This is a genomic window from Pseudomonas sp. MYb2 (assembly GCF_002979955.1).
Lineage (GTDB): Bacteria > Pseudomonadota > Gammaproteobacteria > Pseudomonadales > Pseudomonadaceae > Aquipseudomonas.
Window position 1 is genome coordinate 34,259 of record NZ_PCQC01000026.1, and the last position, 19,496, is coordinate 53,754.

21 protein-coding genes and 1 riboswitch are annotated in these 19,496 nt (G+C 60.4%); of the genes, 16 read left to right on the forward strand and 5 right to left on the reverse strand.

The genetic code is table 11. From position 1 onward, the window contains the following. Positions 1 to 35 precede the first annotated feature (35 nt). Positions 36 to 1,349 (reverse strand): sorbosone dehydrogenase family protein, encoded by a 1,314-nt coding sequence (locus tag CQ009_RS27505; RefSeq protein ID WP_105709288.1) that lies wholly within the window; start codon positions 1,347 to 1,349, stop codon positions 36 to 38. Positions 1,350 to 1,415: 66 nt separating this feature from the next. Next, positions 1,416 to 2,000 (reverse strand): hypothetical protein, encoded by a 585-nt coding sequence (locus CQ009_RS27510; RefSeq protein ID WP_105709289.1) that lies wholly within the window; start codon positions 1,998 to 2,000, stop codon positions 1,416 to 1,418. A gap of 162 nt (positions 2,001 to 2,162) precedes the next feature. Then, positions 2,163 to 2,394: riboswitch (cobalamin riboswitch) on the forward strand. Between the two features lie 80 nt (positions 2,395 to 2,474). On the opposite strand from CQ009_RS27510, the gene cobO reads away from it, so the two are divergent. From cobO to CQ009_RS27575, 14 genes are all read left to right on the forward strand, one after another. Further along, positions 2,475 to 3,086 (forward strand): cob(I)yrinic acid a,c-diamide adenosyltransferase, encoded by a 612-nt coding sequence (cobO, locus tag CQ009_RS27515; protein WP_105709290.1) that lies wholly within the window; start codon positions 2,475 to 2,477, stop codon positions 3,084 to 3,086. Then, positions 3,083 to 4,483 carry a cobyrinate a,c-diamide synthase gene (locus CQ009_RS27520; protein WP_105709291.1) on the forward strand — a complete coding sequence of 467 codons (1,401 nt, stop codon included), beginning with the start codon at positions 3,083 to 3,085 and terminating at the stop codon, positions 4,481 to 4,483. Before cobO ends, CQ009_RS27520 begins: the two co-directional genes overlap by 4 nt. Further along, positions 4,480 to 5,130: a 5,6-dimethylbenzimidazole synthase gene (bluB, locus tag CQ009_RS27525; RefSeq protein ID WP_105709292.1), complete on the forward strand. Its 651-nt coding sequence runs from the start codon at positions 4,480 to 4,482 to the stop codon at positions 5,128 to 5,130. The genes CQ009_RS27520 and bluB overlap by 4 nt, the downstream gene beginning before the upstream one ends. Further along, a complete protein-coding gene (gene cbiB / locus CQ009_RS27530) occupies positions 5,127 to 6,035 on the forward strand; it encodes an adenosylcobinamide-phosphate synthase CbiB (RefSeq protein WP_105709293.1) in 909 nt (302 codons plus the stop codon). The genes bluB and cbiB overlap by 4 nt, the downstream gene beginning before the upstream one ends. Continuing rightward, on the forward strand, positions 6,028 to 7,020 hold the full coding sequence (gene cobD, locus CQ009_RS27535) for a threonine-phosphate decarboxylase CobD (protein ID WP_105709294.1): 993 nt from the start codon (positions 6,028 to 6,030) through the stop codon (positions 7,018 to 7,020). The genes cbiB and cobD overlap by 8 nt, the downstream gene beginning before the upstream one ends. Further along, positions 7,017 to 8,468 carry a cobyric acid synthase gene (locus CQ009_RS27540; RefSeq protein ID WP_105709295.1) on the forward strand — a complete coding sequence of 484 codons (1,452 nt, stop codon included), beginning with the start codon at positions 7,017 to 7,019 and terminating at the stop codon, positions 8,466 to 8,468. The genes cobD and CQ009_RS27540 overlap by 4 nt, the downstream gene beginning before the upstream one ends. Before the next feature lie 148 nt (positions 8,469 to 8,616). Continuing rightward, positions 8,617 to 9,138, forward strand: coding sequence for a bifunctional adenosylcobinamide kinase/adenosylcobinamide-phosphate guanylyltransferase (cobU, locus tag CQ009_RS27545; protein WP_105709296.1), 522 nt, complete (start codon positions 8,617 to 8,619; stop codon positions 9,136 to 9,138). Next, on the forward strand, positions 9,135 to 10,190 hold the full coding sequence (gene cobT, locus CQ009_RS27550) for a nicotinate-nucleotide--dimethylbenzimidazole phosphoribosyltransferase (RefSeq protein WP_105709297.1): 1,056 nt from the start codon (positions 9,135 to 9,137) through the stop codon (positions 10,188 to 10,190). The genes cobU and cobT overlap by 4 nt, the downstream gene beginning before the upstream one ends. After that, a complete protein-coding gene (gene cobC / locus CQ009_RS27555; protein ID WP_105709298.1) occupies positions 10,187 to 10,762 on the forward strand; it encodes an alpha-ribazole phosphatase family protein in 576 nt (191 codons plus the stop codon). Before cobT ends, cobC begins: the two co-directional genes overlap by 4 nt. A gap of 1 nt (position 10,763) precedes the next feature. Further along, a complete protein-coding gene (locus CQ009_RS27560; RefSeq protein WP_105709299.1) occupies positions 10,764 to 11,495 on the forward strand; it encodes an adenosylcobinamide-GDP ribazoletransferase in 732 nt (243 codons plus the stop codon). 174 nt (positions 11,496 to 11,669) lie between these two features. After that, positions 11,670 to 12,074: a MarR family winged helix-turn-helix transcriptional regulator gene (locus tag CQ009_RS27565; RefSeq protein WP_064390929.1), complete on the forward strand. Its 405-nt coding sequence runs from the start codon at positions 11,670 to 11,672 to the stop codon at positions 12,072 to 12,074. A gap of 53 nt (positions 12,075 to 12,127) precedes the next feature. Further along, on the forward strand, positions 12,128 to 13,336 hold the full coding sequence (locus tag CQ009_RS27570; protein WP_105709300.1) for an MFS transporter: 1,209 nt from the start codon (positions 12,128 to 12,130) through the stop codon (positions 13,334 to 13,336). Beyond that, a complete protein-coding gene (locus CQ009_RS30300; RefSeq protein WP_256585511.1) occupies positions 13,333 to 13,455 on the forward strand; it encodes a hypothetical protein in 123 nt (40 codons plus the stop codon). The genes CQ009_RS27570 and CQ009_RS30300 overlap by 4 nt, the downstream gene beginning before the upstream one ends. Positions 13,456 to 13,509: 54 nt before the next feature. Beyond that, the gene (locus CQ009_RS27575; protein WP_095119966.1) at positions 13,510 to 14,070 is read left to right on the forward strand and encodes a glutathione peroxidase; all 561 of its coding nucleotides are present in this window, start codon (positions 13,510 to 13,512) and stop codon (positions 14,068 to 14,070) included. A 196-nt stretch (positions 14,071 to 14,266) separates the two neighbouring features. Here the strand turns inward: CQ009_RS27575 and CQ009_RS27580 are convergent, their stop codons facing one another. The 3 genes from CQ009_RS27580 to CQ009_RS27590 form a co-directional block, all read right to left on the reverse strand. Next, entirely contained in the window at positions 14,267 to 15,538 is a 1,272-nt protein-coding gene (locus tag CQ009_RS27580) for an OmpP1/FadL family transporter (protein ID WP_105709301.1), read from the reverse strand. Between the two features lie 146 nt (positions 15,539 to 15,684). Then, positions 15,685 to 16,167, reverse strand: coding sequence for a hypothetical protein (locus CQ009_RS27585; RefSeq protein ID WP_105709302.1), 483 nt, complete (start codon positions 16,165 to 16,167; stop codon positions 15,685 to 15,687). Positions 16,168 to 16,440: 273 nt separating this feature from the next. Continuing rightward, complete coding sequence (locus CQ009_RS27590) at positions 16,441 to 16,665, reverse strand: hypothetical protein (RefSeq protein ID WP_003214941.1); 225 nt, start codon at positions 16,663 to 16,665, stop codon at positions 16,441 to 16,443. A 963-nt stretch (positions 16,666 to 17,628) separates the two neighbouring features. Between CQ009_RS27590 and CQ009_RS27600 the strand changes: the two genes are divergently transcribed. Both CQ009_RS27600 and rmuC read left to right on the forward strand, forming a co-directional pair. Next, positions 17,629 to 17,952 (forward strand): hypothetical protein, encoded by a 324-nt coding sequence (locus CQ009_RS27600; protein ID WP_082355461.1) that lies wholly within the window; start codon positions 17,629 to 17,631, stop codon positions 17,950 to 17,952. A 175-nt stretch (positions 17,953 to 18,127) separates the two neighbouring features. Next, entirely contained in the window at positions 18,128 to 19,492 is a 1,365-nt protein-coding gene (gene rmuC, locus CQ009_RS27605; RefSeq protein WP_163024092.1) for a DNA recombination protein RmuC, read from the forward strand. Positions 19,493 to 19,496: the final 4 nt, after the last annotated feature.

Below are 19,496 nucleotides of genomic sequence, written 5' to 3' on the forward strand. Positions count from 1 at the left end.
GGCTCACTCCTACAGTTGCTTGTGCATGGCGAAAATTATTTGCTGGCCGACACTCGCCACACCTTGTTGCCGACATCATCCGCCACCAGCAGACCACCCTGCTGATCAATCACCACACCCACCGGTCGACCCAAAGCATTCTCGTCCTTGTCGAGGAAACCGGTCAGCACATCCACCGGTTTGCCGCTCGGCTTGCCGCCGGTAAACGGCACGAAGATCACTTTGTAGCCACTGTGCGGTTTGCGATTCCATGAGCCGTGCTGGCCGATAAAGGCGCCTTCCTTGAACTGCGCCGGCAAGGTGTTGCCTTCGGCGAACGTCAGACCGAGAGAAGCGGTATGCGGGCCGACGGCATAATCCGGAGCGATGGCCTTGGCCACCAGGTCGAGATTTTGCGGCTCGACGCGCACATCGACGTGCTGCCCGTAATAACTGAACGGCCAGCCATAAAAACCACCGTCCTTTACCGAAGTGATGTAGTCCGGCACCAGGTCGCTACCGATCTCGTCACGCTCGTTGACCGCCGTCCACAACGCACCGCTGGCAGGCTCCCACGCCAGGCCGTTCGGGTTGCGAATACCGGAAGCAAAGATCCGGTGATTGCCGGTTGCCCGATCCACTTCCCAAATCGCTGCACGACCTTCTTCTTTATCCAGACCGTTTTCGCCGACGTTGCTGTTCGAGCCGACTGTCACGTACAGCTTGCTGCCGTCCTTGCGGGCGATAACGTTTTTGGTCCAGTGATGGTTCAGCGTACCGCCGGGCAGATCGACGACCTTGATCGGTTGCGTCTTGATCTCGGTCGCGCCGGGTTCGTAATGGAAGCGCAGCAGACGATCGGTGTCGGCGACGTACAAGTCATTGCCGACCAGCGTCATGCCGAAAGGCGAGTTGAGGTTTTGCAGAAACACCGTGCGGGTTTCGGCCACGCCATCGTGGTCGGCATCTCGCAGCAAGGTGATGCGGTTCGGGCTCGGCACGCCGGCGCCAGCCTTGCCCATCACGGTCTTCATGACCCAGCCCCTGATACCTTTGCTGTCGTCGGGTTTTGGTGGAGCATTGGTTTCCGCCACCAGTACATCACCATTGGGCAGCACATAGAGCCAGCGCGGGTGGTCGAGACCTTCTGCGAAGGCCGCGACTTGCGTACCCGCCGCTGCCGTCGGTTTGGCACCTTCGGGCCAGCCAATCGCCGGGGCGATGTTCACCGTCGGGATCAGGGTCTTGTTCGGTTCGGGCAGCTTCGGTGACGGGCCGGTGCCGTCGGAGACTTGCAGGCTGGAGCTCTCACCGCAGGCGGCGAGCCCTCCGGCGAAAGCGATGACGAAAACGAGCTGGGGCTTGCGCATTGCTGATCTTCCCTATGAATGCATTCCTAATCATAGAGGAGGGCGCAAGCCCGATGGTTCAACTGCTCAGCCGCGGGCTTCCTTGAACAGCACGGCGATGCCCGGATGATAGTTGCCAGCCTCGCTGCGCAACTTGCGGTAGGCGTAGGGGAAATACCAGGCGACCGCGCAGGTGTGCTCCTTTTGCAGGTCGTCGACTATGTCTTGCAGCTCTTCAGGGCTGGCGCTGTGCTGGGCTTTTTGCGGCGCGACAAACAGGCAGCCGAGTTTCAGATCGCTGGCGAAACTGATGCGTTTGGCGTCGCTGGTGATGTCCAGCAAAGCTTGGGTCAGGTTGAGATTATTCACCCGTGGCCAGCGCTGCGTGGCCTGGATATACGCCCGATCTTCGGCGCCGGCGAGGAACAGGTCGGCGCGGGCATTGCGCTCGCCTTCTTCATTCTGTTTGCGCGTGGCAGTGTCGTTGAGAGTGACCAATTCGGCCATCCAGGCTGCTGCGGTCAGCAAGCCGAGATTGGCTTTCTCGTCGTGCCAGTAAGGCGTGTCGCTGTCGCCGCGTACGGCGTTGTAACGGTCGATACAGTCAAACCAGCGTTCAAGCACCGGGCGCATGAATTCCAGGCGCGGGTTGCTGATGATCATGCCTTGCATCGTCATCATCCTTATTGTTGTGGTGGCTTTTTCGAGAAAAGCATGGCTCTTTGATATCATTTGTATCAGTGTGGCACAAGATTGGCGCCAGATAATTGATCGGCGGCAGTTATTCGCCCGCTGGCCCCCTCTTTAATTGACGCTCCACCCCCAACCCTCTAACCTTCGCGGCTTGTTTCAGGTGCTCTGTGACTGCGGTCGACAGAGTGAAACAGGGAAGCCGGTGAGGGTTGTCTTCAAGCGAAGAACGATCACGATCCCGGCGCTGCCCCCGCAACGGTAAATGAGTAAAAGCTGCGCCTTGAGCCACTGCTTCGAAACAAGCGGGAAGGCGCGCAGCCAGGCCAAGCGCCGCTCATGAGCCCGGAGACCGGCCTGATCCATCCAGCGGCATCACGGTGGGCGATGCCAGGCTTTTTGCCGTCTATTCTTGTGCCTGCCCGCCGTTATCCAGCCCCAACGGAGAGCTCCCCCATGACTGATTCCCCCGAGCGCGACGAACGCCATCTGGCGCGTATGCAGCGCAAAAAAGCCGTGATCGACGAACGCATCGCCAACTCGCCCGACGAGTGCGGTCTGGTACTGGTGCTGACCGGCAACGGCAAAGGCAAAAGCAGCTCGGCGTTCGGCATGCTCGCCCGCGCCATGGGTCACGGCATGCAGTGCGGCGTGGTGCAGTTCATCAAGGGCCGCAACAGCACCGGTGAAGAATTGTTCTTCCGCCGCTTCCCCGAGCAAGTGCGCTTCCACGTGATGGGCGAGGGCTTCACCTGGGAAACCCAGGACCGCCAACGTGACATCTCTGCCGCCGAAGCCGCGTGGGCCGTCTCCCGCGAGCTGCTGCGCGATCCGTCGATCGGTCTGGTGGTGCTCGACGAGTTGAACATCGCCCTCAAGCACGGCTACCTCGATCTCGATCAGGTGCTCAGCGATCTGCAGGCGCGTCCGCCGATGCAGCACGTGATCGTCACCGGTCGCGCGGCCAAGCCGGAAATGATCGAAATGGGTGACACGGTCACCGAAATGGGCATGCTCAAACATGCCTTCCAGGCCGGCATCAAAGCGCAGAAAGGCGTCGAACTTTGAATCAGCCACGTCACTGCCCGGCGGTCCTCATTGCCGCGCCGGCCTCCGGTCAGGGCAAGACCACCGTCACCGCTGCGCTCGCCCGTTTGCATCGCAATCAGGGGCGCAAAGTGCGCGTGTTCAAATGCGGCCCGGACTTTCTTGACCCGATGATTCTCGAGCGCGCCAGCGGTGCGCCGGTGTATCAACTGGACATGTGGATGGTCGGCGAGCAGGAAAGTCGTCGTCTGTTGTGGGAAGCCGCTGCCGAGGCGGATCTGATTCTGATCGAAGGCGTGATGGGCCTGTTCGACGGCACGCCGTCGAGTGCCGATCTGGCGCGGCATTTCGGTGTGCCGGTGCTCGGGGTGATCGACGGCACGGCGATGGCGCAGACCTTTGGTGCGTTGGCGCTAGGTTTGGCGAAGTATCAGCCGGATCTGCCGTTTGCCGGTGTGTTGGCCAATCGTGTCGGAACCTTGCGCCATGCGCAATTGCTCGAAGGCAGCCTCACCGAAGGTCTGCGTTGGTACGGTGCGTTGTCGCGCGAGACTGGCATCGAATTGCCGAGTCGTCACCTCGGTCTGGTTCAGGCCAGCGAGTTGAATGACCTTGATGTGCGTCTCGACGCCGCTGCCGAGGCACTGGCCAGTAGTTGCGAGGTAGCGCTGCCACCGGCCGTAGAATTTGCCGCACCGGATGTTATCGCTGTCGAGCCGCTGCTGAAGGATGTGCGCATTGCCGTTGCGCGTGATGAGGCGTTTGCCTTCACCTACGGCGCGAGTCTGGATCTGCTGCGCGCGATGGGTGCTCAGTTGAGCTTCTTCTCACCGATTCGCGATACGCAATTGCCTGAGGCAGACAGTCTGTATCTGCCCGGCGGTTACCCGGAATTGCACCATGTTGCGTTGTCGCAGAACACCGCGATGCTTGAGGCGATTCGCGCGCATCATGCAGCGGGTAAACCGTTGCTCGCTGAGTGTGGCGGCATGTTGTATCTGCTCGACTCTTTGACGGACGTTGAAGGCACTCGTACCGAATTGGTCGGACTGCTCAAGGGCGACGCGGTGATGCAAAAGCGTCTGGCGGCACTGGCGCTGCAAGCGGTGGATCTGCCGGAAGGTTCGTTGCGTGGGCACACTTATCATCATTCGTTGACGACTACCGAACTGACGCCGATTGCGCGTGGCTTGAGTCCGAATGGTGGGCGTGGTGCCGAGGCGGTTTATCGGGAAGGGCGGATGACGGCTTCTTACGTGCACTTCTATTTTCCGTCGAATCCTGTGGCTATCGCAGCATTGTTTGCACCGTCCCTTGAGGACGCTATCGCGAGCAGGCTCGCTCCTGCAGTGGGCGATGTCGTGCCTGACGAAATGCAATCCCCTGTGGGAGCGAGCCTGCTCGCGAAAGGGCCATGACCGACAACGCATTCTCCGAAGCCGAGCGCCAAGCCGTCTATAAAGCCATCGCCGAACGCCGCGACATGCGCCACTTCACCGGTGGCAGCGTCGAACCGGAGTTGTTGCGCCGACTTCTGGAAGCCGCCCACCAGGCTCCAAGCGTTGGCCTGATGCAGCCCTGGCGCTTCATCCGCATCAGCGACAGTAGCCTGCGCGGCGAGATCCAGAATCTTGTGGAAGAGGAACGCATCCGCACCGCTGAAGCCCTCGGCGAGCGCAGTGACGAGTTCATGAAACTCAAGGTCGAAGGCATCAGTGACTGCGCCGAAGTGCTGGTTGCGGCGCTGATGGATGATCGCGAAAAGCACATCTTCGGGCGCCGCACGCTGCCGGAAATGGACATGGCCTCGCTGTCCTGCGCGATCCAGAATCTGTGGCTGGCCTCGCGTGCCGAAGGCTTGGGCATGGGCTGGGTCTCGCTGTTCGAGCCGCAGGCGTTGGCGGATTTGCTGAAGTTGCCCGAAGGTGCCAAGCCTCTGGCCGTTTTATGTCTGGGCCCGGTCAAGGAATTCTATCCGGCGCCGATGCTGGTACTCGAAGGGTGGGCGCAGGCGCGTCCGCTCAATGAGTTGCTGTTTGAGAATTATTGGGGAGTGAGTCAATGAGTGTGGCGTTGTTGAGTGTCGCCGCGGTCGCGCTGGATGCGCTGCTGGGTGAACCGAAACGCTGGCATCCGCTGGTGGCGTTCGGCAATTTTGCCGGGCGCATCGAGCAACGTTTCAACGCCGGTGGGCGGGGCTGGCGCAGCCATGGCGTCACCGCGTGGGTGATCGCGGTGGTGCCGCTGACCTTGCTCGCCACGGCGTTTTCCTGGGCGCCGTATGTGGGTTGGGTCGTCGAGATTCTGGCGTTGTATTGCGCCCTCGGCATGCGCAGCCTCGGCGAGCATGTCGCGCCGGTAGCCGCAGCCTTGCGCGCGGATGATCTGGATGAGGCGCGCAAGCGAGTCGGCTATCTGGTCAGTCGTCAGACCGATGAACTCGACAGCACTGCTGTCGCTCGCGCTGCCACTGAGTCAGTGTTGGAAAACGGCAGTGACGCGGTGTTTGCCGCGCTGTTCTGGTTTGTCGTCGCCGGAGCCCCGGGCGTGGTGCTCTATCGCTTGAGCAACACGCTCGATGCGATGTGGGGCTATCGCAACGAACGCTTCGAGCGTTTCGGTTGGGCAGCGGCAAAAATCGACGACGTGTTGAACTACATTCCTGCGCGTCTGGTGGCGTTGACCTACGCGCTATTGGGCAAAACCCGACTCGCGCTTAAGTGCTGGCGCACACAGGCACCGAAGTGGGATAGCCCTAACGCAGGTCCCGTGATGGCGGCTGGCGCTGGTGCGCTGGGCGTGGAATTGGGTGGGCCGGCGATTTATCACGGTGAACTGCATGAGCGTCCGCAACTCGGCGAAGGGCAACCGGCCGATGCCGACTCCATCGACCGTGGCTGGCAATTGGTCCAGCGCGGCGTATGGTTATGGCTGCTGATTCTTTGCGTTGGGGCTGAATTCTATGCTTGAGCACGGTGGCCGGCTGCGCAAGGCGGCGCACGATTACGGCATCGCCGAGGCGGACTGGCTCGACCTGTCCAGCGGTCTTGCGCCGTGGCCGTTCCCGATCCCGGACATCCCGCTGCGCGCCTGGGCGCGCCTGCCGGAAACCGATGACGGTCTGGAGCAGGCGGCGTGCGATTACTACGGTGCCACGCAAGTGCTGCCGGTGGCCGGTTCGCAGATGGCCATTCAGTTGCTGCCGCGTTTGCGTCGCGCTGGCAAGGTTGGCGTTTTATCGCCGTGCTATGCCGAGCATGCCGAGGCCTGGCGCCGCAGTGGCTACATCGTGCGCGAAGTGCTGGAGCAGGAAGTCGAGTTCTTTCTCGATAACCTCGACGTGCTGGTCGTGGTCAATCCGAACAATCCGACCGGCCTGAGCCTAACACCGGCACGGCTGCTCGACTGGCATGCGCGACTGGCGCAGCGCGGTGGCTGGCTGGTGGTCGATGAAGCGTTCATGGACAACACGCCGCACCTGAGCCTGGCGGCTCACGCGCATCAGGTCGGGCTGATTGTGCTGCGTTCATTCGGCAAGTTTTTTGGCCTCGCCGGTGTGCGTTTGGGGTTTGTCCTGGCCGAGCGCAAGTTGCTCAGGTTGCTCGCCGAACAGGTCGGGCCATGGGTGGTGAGCGGGCCGACACGGGTGCTCGGGCAAGCGTGTCTGCAAGACATTGAAGGCCACACACGCCAGCGGATTCGCAGCGAAGAAGCGAGCGAACGGCTGGCCGCACTGCTTGAACGCTACGGCTTCAAACCGCAGGGCGGCTGCGCGTTGTTTCAGTGGCTGGTCACTGATAAGGCGCCAGCGCTGCACGAATTCATGGCCCGACGCGGCATTCTCCTGCGCATCTTCACGCACAACAGCAGCCTGCGCTTCGGCTTGCCGGCTGATGCGGCTGAAGAGGCGCGTCTGGAACAGGCTTTAATCGCTTTCACCAAGGACAACCCATGACCACCCTGATGGTGCAAGGCACCACTTCCGATGCCGGCAAAAGCACACTGGTCACGGCGCTGTGCCGCTGGGCAACACGTCAGGGTGTGGCGGTCGTGCCGTTCAAGCCGCAGAACATGGCGCTCAACAGCGCGGTGACAGCCGACGGTGGCGAGATTGGCCGAGCGCAAGCCGTGCAGGCGCAAGCGGCGTTTCTTGAGCCGCACACCGACATGAACCCTGTTCTGCTCAAACCGAACAGCGACACCGGCGCCCAAGTGATCATTCATGGTCGCGCGGTGACGTCGATGAATGCCGTGGCGTATCACGACTACAAAGCCATCGCCATGCAAGCTGTTCTGGCTTCTCATGAGCGACTCAGCGCCGCGTATCCATTGGTGATGGTCGAAGGTGCTGGCTCGCCGGCGGAGATCAATCTGCGTGCCGGCGACATCGCCAACATGGGTTTTGCCGAAGCGGTGGATTGTCCGGTGCTGCTGATTGCCGATATCAATCGCGGCGGGGTTTTTGCCCATCTGGTCGGCACGCTGGAACTGCTTTCGCCGAGCGAACAGGCGCGGGTCAAAGGTTTCATCATCAACCGTTTTCGCGGCGACATCGCCTTGCTGCAACCGGGCCTCGACTGGCTGGAACAGCGCACCGGCAAACCGGTGGTGGGCGTGCTGCCGTACGTGATGGATCTGCATCTGGAGGCCGAGGACGGCATCGACCAGCGCCAGACTGACAAGGCTGAGCAGGTTCTGAAAGTGCTGGTGCCTGTACTGCCACGCATCAGCAACCACACCGATTTTGATCCGCTGCGCCTGCATCCGCAGGTCGACCTGCAATTTGTCGGGCCGGGGCAGGCGATCCCTCCCGCTGATCTGATCATTCTGCCGGGCTCGAAAAGCGTGCGCAGCGATCTGGCGTATCTGCGCGCCAACGGCTGGGACACTGCGATCGCCCGGCATTTGCGTTACGGCGGCAAAGTGCTGGGGATTTGCGGTGGTCTGCAGATGCTCGGTGAACAGGTGCACGACCCGCTCGGCCTCGAAGGCGCTCCCGGTTCGAGTGCTGGTTTGGGCTTGCTGGCCTTTGAAACGACGCTTGAAGCCGAGAAGCAATTGCGCAATGTGCGGGGGCGGCTGGCGCTGGAAGATGCCGACGTCAGCGGCTATGAAATTCATGCGGGCGTGACCAGCGGACCGGCGTTGGAAAACGCTGCGGTGCATCTGGATGATGGCCGTTGCGACGGTGCACAGAGTGTTGATGAGCAGGTATTCGGCACCTATCTGCATGGCCTGTTCGAATCGCCGGCGGCGAGTGCAGCGTTGTTGCGCTGGGCCGGGTTGAGCGATGTGCAGGCGGTGGATTACCACGGCTTGCGCGAGCGCGATATCGAGCGTTTGGCGGATCTGGTGGAGAAGCATCTGGATACCGGCTTGTTGCGTCAGCTCTGTGGGATTTAAGGTGCTTGTGCTGGCCTCTTCGCGAGCAGGCTCGCTCCCACAGTGAATGCGGTTAGCCATACATTTTGAGTACAACTAATAACCCTGTGGGAGCGAGCCTGCTCGCGAAAGCGGCGGTTGTCTCACTTGAATTTTCCTGGATGAACCCATGCTCCAACTGATCCTCGGCGGCGCCCGCTCCGGCAAAAGTCGTCTGGCCGAAAAACTCGCCAGCGACAGCAACCTCTCGGTCACCTACATCGCCACCAGCCAGCCGCTCGATGGCGAGATGAGCGATCGCGTTGCCCATCATCGCGCGCGTCGCCCGGCCGATTGGGCGCTTATCGAAGAACCTCTCGAACTGGCCCGCGTCCTGCGCGAAAGCGCCAGCGCCGAGCGTTGCCTGCTGGTCGATTGCCTGACCCTGTGGCTGACCAATCTGCTGATGCTCGACGATGCCGAGCGTCTCGCCGCCGAGCGTGAAGCCCTGCTCGAATGTCTGGCCTCGCTGCCAGGAGAAATCATTTTTGTCAGCAACGAGACCGGAATGGGTGTCGTGCCGCTGGGCGAATTGACTCGCCGCTACGTCGATGAAGCCGGTTGGCTGCATCAAGCTCTGGCTGAGCGCTGTCAGCGTGTTGTCCTGACGGTCGCCGGCCTGCCCCTGACTTTGAAAGGACCTGCGTTATGACCCAAACCTGGTGGCTGAATCCGTGCAAACCGGTCGATCTCAACGTCGTTGAACAAGCGACGGCACGGCAGCAGCAATTGACCAAACCGGCCGGTTCGCTCGGTCGACTGGAATCGGTCGCGGTGCAACTGGCCGGTCTGCAAGGCCAGGTCAAACCGACACTGAAAGAGGTCTGGATCGCGATTTTTGCCGGCGATCACGGCGTGGTCGCGGAAGGCGTTTCGGCGTTCCCGCAGGAAGTCACCGGGCAGATGCTGCTCAACTTCGTCAGCGGTGGCGCGGCGATCAGCGTGCTGGCGCGTCAGCTCGGCGCGCAGTTGGAAGTGGTCGATCTGGGCACGGTGAATCCCGCGCTGAACCTGCCGGGTGTGCGCCACTTGAACATCGGCGCGGGCACGGCGAATTTCGCTCAGGGTGCGGCAATGACCCAGGCTCAGGGCGAACTGGCGTTGCAGGCCGGTCGCGACAGTCTGCTGCGAGCGAAAGCGGCGGGCGCGCAGTTGTTCATCGGCGGCGAAATGGGCATTGGCAACACCACGGCAGCGAGTGCCTTGGCCTGCGCCTTGCTCGACTGCCCGGTGGTACACCTGACCGGTCCCGGCACCGGGTTGAATGCCGAAGGCGTCAGTCATAAAGCGCAAGTGATCGAGCGCGCGCTGGCGTTGCATGCCGCACAGCGTGGCGATGTCTTGCAGACCCTGTTCAATCTGGGTGGTTTTGAAATCGCCGCGCTGGTCGGTGCCTATCTGGCGGCGGCTCAAGCAGGTATTGCGGTGTTGGTCGACGGCTTTATCTGCACCGTCGCCGCGCTGGTCGCGGTGCGTTTGAATCCGGCCTGTCGCGAGTGGCTGTTGTTCGGTCACCGTGGTGCCGAGCCGGGGCATCGCCATGTGCTGGAAACCCTGCAGGCCGAGCCATTGCTGGAACTCGGTCTGCGTCTGGGCGAGGGCAGCGGCGCGGCGTTGGCGGTGCCGCTGTTGCGTCTGGCCTGCGACCTGCACGGGCAGATGGCGACGTTCGCCGAAGCAGCGGTAGCGGATCGCCCGGCATGACCTTGCGCCTGGATCTGCTGCGTCACGGTGAGACTGAGCTCGGCGGTGGTTTGCGCGGCAGCCTCGACGATGCGCTGACCGAAAAGGGCTGGATGCAAATGCGTGCAGCCGTGGTCGAGGGCGGGCCGTGGGATCGGATCGTCAGTTCGCCGTTGCAACGTTGCGCGCGGTTTGCCGCAGAGCTGGGTGAGCAACTGAACCTGTCAGTGCATCTGGACAAGTATCTGCAAGAGCTGCACTTCGGCGCGTGGGAAGGGCAGAGCGCGGCGGCGTTGATGGAGACGGATGCCGAGGCCTTGGGGTTGTTCTGGGCTGACCCGTATTCGTTTACTCCGCCGCAGGGTGAGCCAGTCAGTGATTTTTCCTCGCGCGTCCTGAGCGCTGTTGCGCGGCTACACAGCACCTATGCTGGCGAACGGGTTTTACTGGTCAGTCATGGCGGTGTGATGCGTTTGTTGCTGGCGCAGGCGCGGGGGTTGCCGCGTGAACAACTGCTCAATGTCGAGGTCGCTCACGGTGCGTTGTTTGCGCTGACGGTCGCGGCCGACGGTTCGCTCAAGGAAGGTCACTGACATGTTGCCGCTGTGGATCGCTCTGCAATTTCTCAGCAGTTTGCCGGTTCGTTTGCCGGGCATGCCTGAGCCGGAACAGTTAGGGCGTTCGCTGCTGTTTTATCCGCTGGTTGGCTTGCTGTTCGGCGTGATTCTCTGGGCGCTGAATCTGGCGCTGGCCGGCGCGCCGTTGTTGTTGCATAGCGCATTACTGTTGACGGTGTGGGTGTTGCTCAGCGGCGCGTTGCACCTCGATGGCCTGGCCGACAGCGCCGATGCCTGGCTCGGCGGATTTGGTGATCGCGAGCGCACGCTGACGATCATGAAAGATCCGCGCAGCGGGCCGATTGCGGTGGTGGCGCTGGTGTTGGTGTTGCTGCTCAAGTTCGCGGCGCTGCTGGCGTTGATCGAGCAGGGGCATGGTTTGGTATTGATTGTCGTGCCAGTGCTTGGAAGGGCAGCGTTGCTGGGATTGTTTCTGACCACGCCGTATGTGCGCGCGGGCGGGTTGGGGCAGGCGTTGGCGGATCATTTGCCGCGCAAGACTGGCTGGCAGGTGCTTGGGGCGAGTGCGCTGGGCTGCTTGGTGATTGCCGGGTTTCACGCGGTTGTGGCGCTGGTGATTTCGCTCGCAGTGTTTGTCTGGCTGCGGCGGGTGATGATGCGGCGGCTGGGCGGGACCACCGGTGATACGGCGGGGGCGTTGCTGGAATTGCTGGAGATGGGGGTGTTGGTGGGGTTGGCGCTGGTCTGACAGATTTTTATCGTTCAAGCCGGCCCCATCGCGAGCAGGCTCACTCCTACAGGGGAGCGCGGTCAACTGTAGGAGTGAGCCTGCTCGCGATAGCAATCTTTCAGGCACCACAAATGTTCAGGGTAAACTCATCTGAAACTTGATTTAACACAGTCGCGGGTATATACACGCATCATGCTTCCTTCTCAGTGTTTGTGCACCAACCTGCGTCGCGCCGCTCGTGGCGTCAGCAGGCATTACGACGGCGCTCTCGACGGCTTCGGGATCAACGTTGCCCAGTATTCTTTGCTGTGCAATCTGCAGCGTCTGGATCAACCGAGCATCTCGGAACTGGCCGAAGCCATGGGCCTGGATCGCAGCACTCTCGGACGCAATCTGCGCGTTCTTGAAGGTGAAGGACTGGTGACGCTGGCCGAGGGCGAAGACATGCGTAACCGCATCGTCAAGCTCACCGAGACCGGCGTGCAGCGCCTGGCAGCAGCATTGCCAGCCTGGGAAGCGGCGCAGCAGCGGTTGATCGACCGTTTGGGCGCCGAGAAGCGTGAAACCTTGCTCAGATTGCTGGATGAACTGGCCTGAGGCCGGTTTTTTCCAAACTCAAGCGGGTATATACCCGCAAGCGGAGAATAACAATGACATCGATGTGGCGTACGTGCGGTTGGGTGTTGGTCGGCAGTGCGCTGATTCTTGCGTTGTCTTTGGGTGTGCGGCATGGCTTTGGTCTGTTTCTGTCGCCGATGAGTGCGCAGTTCGGCTGGGGACGTGAGGTCTTCGCGTTCGCCATTGCACTGCAGAACCTGATCTGGGGCCTGGCGCAACCGTTTACCGGCGCGCTGGCCGACCGTTTCGGCGCGGCAAAAGTCGTGCTGATCGGCGGCGTGCTGTATGCCTTGGGTCTGGTGTGCATGGGTTTATCGGACTCGGCGGTGACGCTGTCGCTGAGCGCCGGTCTGCTGATCGGTATCGGCCTGTCCGGCACGTCGTTCTCGGTAATTCTCGGCGTGGTCGGCCGGGCCGTGCCGCCGGAGAAACGCAGCATGGGCATGGGCATTGCCAGCGCTGCCGGCTCATTCGGTCAGTTCGCGATGTTGCCGGGCACGCTCGGGCTGATCGGCTGGCTCGGCTGGTCGGCGGCGTTGCTGGTGTTGGGCCTGCTGGTGGCGCTGATCGTGCCGCTGGTGAGCATGCTCAAGGACAAACCGCTGCCGGTGCTCGGTCATGAACAAACCCTGTCCGAGGCGCTGCGCGAAGCCTGCTCGCATTCGGGGTTCTGGTTGCTGGCGTTCGGCTTTTTTGTCTGTGGTTTTCAAGTGGTGTTCATCGGTGTGCATCTGCCGGCCTATCTGGTCGATCAGCACTTGCCGGCCAGCGTCGGCACTACAGTGCTGGCGCTGATCGGCCTGTTCAACATCTTCGGCACTTACACCGCTGGCTGGCTCGGCGGGCGCATGTCGAAACCGCGCCTGCTAACCGGTTTGTATCTGCTGCGTGCAGTGGTGATCGTGCTGTTCCTGTGGCTGCCGGTGACCACCACGTCGGCTTATCTGTTCGGCATGGCCATGGGCTTTTTGTGGCTGTCGACGGTGCCGTTGACCAACGGTACGGTGGCGACCTTGTTTGGTGTGCGCAATCTGTCCATGCTCGGCGGTATCGTGTTCCTGTTCCATCAGCTCGGTTCGTTCCTCGGCGGCTGGCTGGGCGGGGTGGTGTATGACCGTACCGGGAGTTATGACTTGATCTGGCAGGTGGCGATCCTTCTGAGTGTGTTGGCGGCTGCGTTGAACTGGCCGGTGCGCGAGCGTCCGGTCGCCCGCCTGCAAACCGCTGCGGGCGCCGCATGAGTCGATTCTGGCCGCGCATGGTCATCAGCGCACTCGGCGCCGCACTGCTGGCGCTGGTGTGGTGGGGCTGGCAGCAGGGCGGCCTGGCCTTGATGCAATTGGGCATGAGCATTTGCTAGAAGCGGGCATGGCGAGTAACGTCGAAGGCTGATGACTGCTCAAGGATGCTCGACATGCTGATGCGCTGGTGTGCTGTTCCCGCGTTGCTGATGGCGTTGACTGGCCTGGCCCAGGCCGCTGACTGTCCAGAATTGCTGCAAGGCTCGCTGCCGAAGTTGCGAGCCAAGGAATCCATCGATTTGTGCAAGCAGTACGCCGACAAGCCGTTGGTGGTGGTCAATACCGCGAGCTTCTGCGGTTTCGCGCCGCAGTTCGAAGGCCTTGAGGCGCTGCATAAGCGCTACGAAGGTCAAGGGCTGGAAATGCTCGGCGTGCCTTCCAATGACTTCAAGCAGGAGTCCAAGGACAGCGCCGAGACCGCCAAGGTCTGTTACGCCAATTACGGCGTGACGTTCGCCATGACCGAGCCGCAGAAGGTTCGTGGTGATGACGCGGCACATCTGTTTCAAGTGCTGGCGGCACAGAGCAGCGCGCCGAAGTGGAATTTCTACAAGTATGTGGTCGATCGCCAGGGCAAAGTCATCGCCAATTTCTCCAGCCTGACCAAGCCTGATGATCCGGAATTCATTGCTGCGATCGAGAAGGCCATCGCCTCGAAACCGCTGAAGCCTTGAATCCGAAGGCCGGCGATTGTTTTGTAGGAGCTGCGGCACGCTGCGATCTTTGACTTTAGAAAACAGATCAAAAGATCGCAGCCTCGTTGCACTCGACAGCTCCTACAGGTCGCACAAATTTCAGGCATAAAAAAGCCCCGCCTCTGCAAAGAGAGCGGGGCTTTTGTCGGCGAGGGGTTAGCCCCGCCGCGCAGCATCAGAAGCGGTAAGTCGCGCCGACACCGAAACCGTTTGCCGAGTTTTCATACTTGGCGTCGTAGGTCTGGCCACGATTGTTTTCGTTGCGGATCTTCACCGACTCTTCCTTCAGGTACGAGTAAGCGACGTCGATGGTCAGGTCGTCGGTCGGGCTCCAGCCGGCACCGATACTGAAGATGGTGCGGTCACCAGTCGGAATGCGTGGCGAACGGTCTTCGTTGTTGGTCGGCGACTGGTCGAACGTCAGACCGGTACGCAGTACCCATTCCTTGTTCAACTGGTACGAGGTGCCCACGGCGTAAGCCCAGGAGTCGTGCCAGTTCTGGTCTTCGTTGATCGAACCGAACTGGCCGGCCAGCAGCGGCTGAACGCCAGAGTTTTTCACGGTGATTTTTTCCAGCTGGCTCCAACGGGTCCAGGTGGTACCGGCATACACGTTCCAGCGATCGTTGATCGCCTGGGTAACCGAGAGGTCGACCGATTCAGGTGTGGTGATCTTCAGCGAAGCGTCGTACTTCTGGTTGGCGCCCAGACCGACTGCGGCCAGTGCGCCGTAATTGACCTTGGTGTTGCCTTCGAGCTTGTAGTCGACTTTCGAGTGGTAAGTCAGACCGACGCGCGTGCTGTCGGTGGCTTGTACCAGCAGGCCGACGTTGTAGCCCAGCGCGGTGTCGTCACCCTTGATCTTGACCTTGCCGTCCGGCAGGGCTTGAGTGATCGACAGGTTGGATTCCAGCGCACCGTCAATGCGGTTGATGGTTGGACCGAAACCGATCGACACTTTGTCGTTGAAGGCGTAGCTGACGGTCGGTTGGAAAGTGATGACTTGCACTTCGGACTTGCTGCCGAAGTAACGGCCGGCAAAGCCGTTTTCGTAATCAGTGATCAGACCGAACGGCACATAAACACCGAGGCCGAATGCCCAATGCTCATCGATTGGTTTGACATAGAAGCCCATAGGTACAGCGGTGAAGGGCACCATGTCGCCTTTGTTGCTGCCGCCGTTGGGGCTGGAACTGGCATTGCTGATATCGGTGTGAGCATCGACAACGGCTACGCCACCGGTAACCTGTTCGCGCTTGATGCGCGACATGCCAGCAGGGTTGCCATAAACAGTGCTTGCGTCGTCGGCAGAAGAAGATCGCCCGGCAAAACCAGTCCCCATCCCACTGATGCTTTGTTCGTTGAGGGCAAAGCCGGCCGCGAAAATTTGAGTGGAGGCGAGGGTAACGGCGAGGCTAAGGGTGGTTTTGAGCATGACTTTTTTCATTATTAGAACTCCTGGTGATCACCGGGGCGAAAATTACCAACATTTTCGTCCCAGCGCCATAGTCCGTATGCCTTGATTTAGAGCGGTTTTGTAGGACAATCCGACCAGATTCGCGACCTGTTGCAAGATCTTCCGAAACTGGGCAGTCAGCAGGCGACCTGATTCAGCGGTGAAACACAGGTTTGCCAGGCGCAAGTGAAATCGCGCAGGCGACCTTGGGGTTGAAAGGTCTGGCGCCAGATGCGCGCCATGCCGAGCAAATCGGCCGGGTCGGGGAGGGTGGGGTTTTGTTCTTCGACCAGCAGCCAGGCGATGGCAGTGGCATAGCGCAGATTGACGGTCAGTTCGAGGTGCGGGCCACTGAGAAAAGCATGCTGGCTGGCCAGGCCGCGAACGAGGCTGGCGCGTTCCGGATCGAGTGCCAGATAGTCATCCCAGAGTGCCTGGTGGCGGTGCTCGGCAATGCGGTAAAGCCCGTAGCCGCGGCGGTCATGCAGGGCGGAGCCGAGGGCGGACTGACTGGCGGCGATGCCCAGCAACAGGGATTCGGCGGTTGCACAGTGACGTCCCAGGTAGATCAGTGTGGGGCGAATCACGTAGCGGCACAGTTCGCTGGCAGCGATACCCATAAAGCCCTCGATTCTTGTAATGAGGGGCGAGTCCTGAAGGGGCCTTGGCAGCGGTGGATCGGTTCAGGCTCGCCACAAGCGGATCACGCCGCTTGAGTTGAAGTGTAGTGTCATATTCGCAGCGTAAAGGTCTGTTTTTAAAATATTTCCGCCTTCGAGTTATAACCGTTATATCTGAAGGTGCTTAGGCGGTTTGCGCTAAAAGTGAAACATCGGGCAATAAAAAGCCCCGCATTTTGTGCGGGGCTTTTGCTTTTGCAGCCTTTTCGGCTTTCAGGCAACCAGTGCCTGACGGGTACGGTCGATCACGGCCTGCAGCGGTTCAGCGCTGGAGTATTGATCAGGGTACAGACGCTCGCTGTGGCGGGCGATACCGTGCTCGTTGACCAGAGTGAAGCTGAAGCAGCCTTTGCGAGCGGCCATGATCAGGCAGTTCATTGGAGCAAAAGCATTGGTTAGGGTGCGAATGGCATCCTGAGTATGGATTTGAGTAGACATAGTTATTAGGTGTTCCTACAAATGACACGGATAAGAACCGTGCAACGTTAAAACGTTCCAGTAACGTCGACCACCATTGGTCGAACGAAGAACCCGACTGGAACAAAGCAGCCAGTTTGAAGCGCTGATAAGTTGGCGCGCTTGGGCTGGCAGGTAGGTACTTAGGAGGGCAGGCAACACATCGAGGGCAAAGGTTCTGGGCCCGGGGTGAAGATCCTGATCAATTTGCAGGTTGGTTCGGTCAGAGTAAATGGCCTTGGCAACACCCTTTGCATCATTCAAAGGCAGTGTCGTCGCAAGATTTACCTGGAAACCATCGAGGGGTCGTTCCCGCTTTTTTCGGTAAAGGCTTCTTGGAAGAAGGTTGACCGTGGGGATGTGTTCGACCGGAATTGACTTTCAGCTTGGTACTAACGCTACGGATACTAACGGATAGGCTTGAGCAATGCAAACCCGAAGTGAAAAAACATTGCATGCGCGGAGCCTTTCTGCTTTTGGATACGCAGCACTGCCCCTGATTGGCTCACTTCTCGACCGTTGGTCGCTGTGAAGCAACCTGTCAGAGGCCTCGCCTGAGCGCTTTATCACCAGCTTGAGTGCCTGAATGACCCGAAAAGGCGCATCGATATAACCGGGTAACAGCTACTTGTGCACATTAGTTGCGCGCACTGTAACGACGCTGTCATTTTAATCCTGACCCTGATGGCTGCCTGCATCAAAAGTTTAAGTCAATGAAAAAAAAGGCTTTTCTGAGTTGGTGAAAAAATCGTCAGTTTAACTGCGAGCCCCATTCCACAAGGCTTTGCGAGGGTTGCAACGCGGTTGTCCACTGAGTTATCCACAGCTTCTGTGGATTGTCCCGAGCGCTTGCTCTAGGACGGGCGTGCCGGGTTGTCTTTCGACTTTACCTGTAGGAAAAAGAGAGTAGAGTGGCGCGCCTTCCGATCTGTCCCACAGTGCTTTATGAAGTTTCGCTCAGTATCAGACTCTGTTACCTCACAACCCCTTCCTGTTACCTCGCCCAAGCGCTTTTCCGTGCGTGTTGCCGAATGGCTGCTCGACAGTCCGCGCCTGAGTGACAGCCACAACGCCAAGCATTTGGCCGGCCGCCTGCTCAAGCAGCCGGCGCGCGAAGGCGTAGTGGCGGCACAAAGCCGTCTCGGACAACTGATGTGCCGTGAATGCGGCAATGCCCGCGACCGTCGTATCGGCCAGGACTTGCTGCGTTCGGCAGCTCGCGCGGGTGACCGGCGTGCGCAACAGGAACTCGGTCTCATCGACGACTGAGCTGTCCAAGCTCTGGCGCCTTGGTTAACCTTCAGGCTTTATCGGATCGGCAGGAGTCGCTATGGCTATGGACTTGACCAGCATATTGCTCGGTCTCGCAGGGGCAGGCTTGCCGCTGCTGGCGTTGGCCTGGCAACTGCAACGCCGGGCGAGTAACGCTCAGGCAGACGTGGCGTTGCTCGAAGAGCGGCTGGCCATGGCGCAACTGGCGCAGGACGGGCTCAACGCGCAACTGGATGCCAGTCGCGATGAAGTCGCCGACCTCGGTCAGGCCAACGCCGCGAAACAGGCGGATCTGGCGGCCCTGCGTCGGGAAGTAGAACTGCTGCAGATCGAACGCGACGATGCTCGTGACGCCTCCCATGCCTGGAACCTTGAGCGCGCCAACAAAGAAGCCGAGTTGCGCCGCCTCGACGCTCAGGCCGCTTCGTTGAACGCCGAATTGCGCGAACAGCAGGAAAGCCATCAACAACGCCTCAACGACCTGCAAGGCTCACGCGATGAATTGCGCGCGCAGTTCGCCGAGCTGGCCGGAAAGATTTTCGATGAGCGCGAACAGCGTTTTGCCGAGACCAGTCAGCAGCGTCTCGGGCAATTGCTCGATCCTTTGAAAGAACGCATCCAGTCCTTCGAAAAACGTGTGGAAGAAAGCTATCAGGCCGAAGCCCGTGAGCGTTTCTCGCTGGCCAAGGAATTGGAGCGCCTGCAAGCGCTCAACCTGCGTCTGAGCGACGAAGCGACCAACCTTACACGCGCACTCAAAGGCCAGAAAACCCAAGGCAACTGGGGCGAGTTGATTCTTGAGCGCGTGCTCGAACACGCCGGTCTGGAAAAGGGCCGCGAGTACCAGACGCAGGTCAATCTCAAGGGCCCGGATGGCGAGCGCTTCCAGCCGGATGTGATCATTTATCTGCCGGGCGACAAGCAGGTCGTGGTCGACTCCAAGGTCAGCCTCACCGCGTATCAACAGTACGTCGCCGCTGATGACGACACCCTCGGACAGATCGCGATCAAGCAGCACGTGCTGTCCTTGCGCACTCACGTCAAAGGTTTGGCCGGCAAGGACTACAAGCGTCTGGAAGGCCTGCACAGCCTCGATTTCGTCTTGCTGTTCGTGCCGATCGAAGCGGCATTCTCCGCCGCTTTGCAGGCTGAGCCGACACTGTTTCAGGAAGCCTTCGACCGCAACATTGTCATCGTCAGTCCCACCACGTTGCTGGCGACATTGCGGGTCATCGACAGCCTGTGGAAACAGGAGCGCCAGAGCCAGAACGCCAGGGAAATCGCCGAACGTGCCGGGTGGCTGTACGACAAGTTCGTGCTGTTCATCCAGGATCTGGATGAGGTCGGCAATCGTCTGCAGCAACTGGACAAGGCCTACAGCTCAGCGCGCAACAAGCTGACCGAAGGACGCGGCAATCTGGTCAGTCGCAGTGAGCAGCTCAAACTGCTCGGCGCGCGGGCGAGCAAGAGCTTGCCGGCGGATTTGCTGGAACGGGCGATGACCGATGTCGATGGTCTCGTCGAGCTTCCCGAGTGACTCT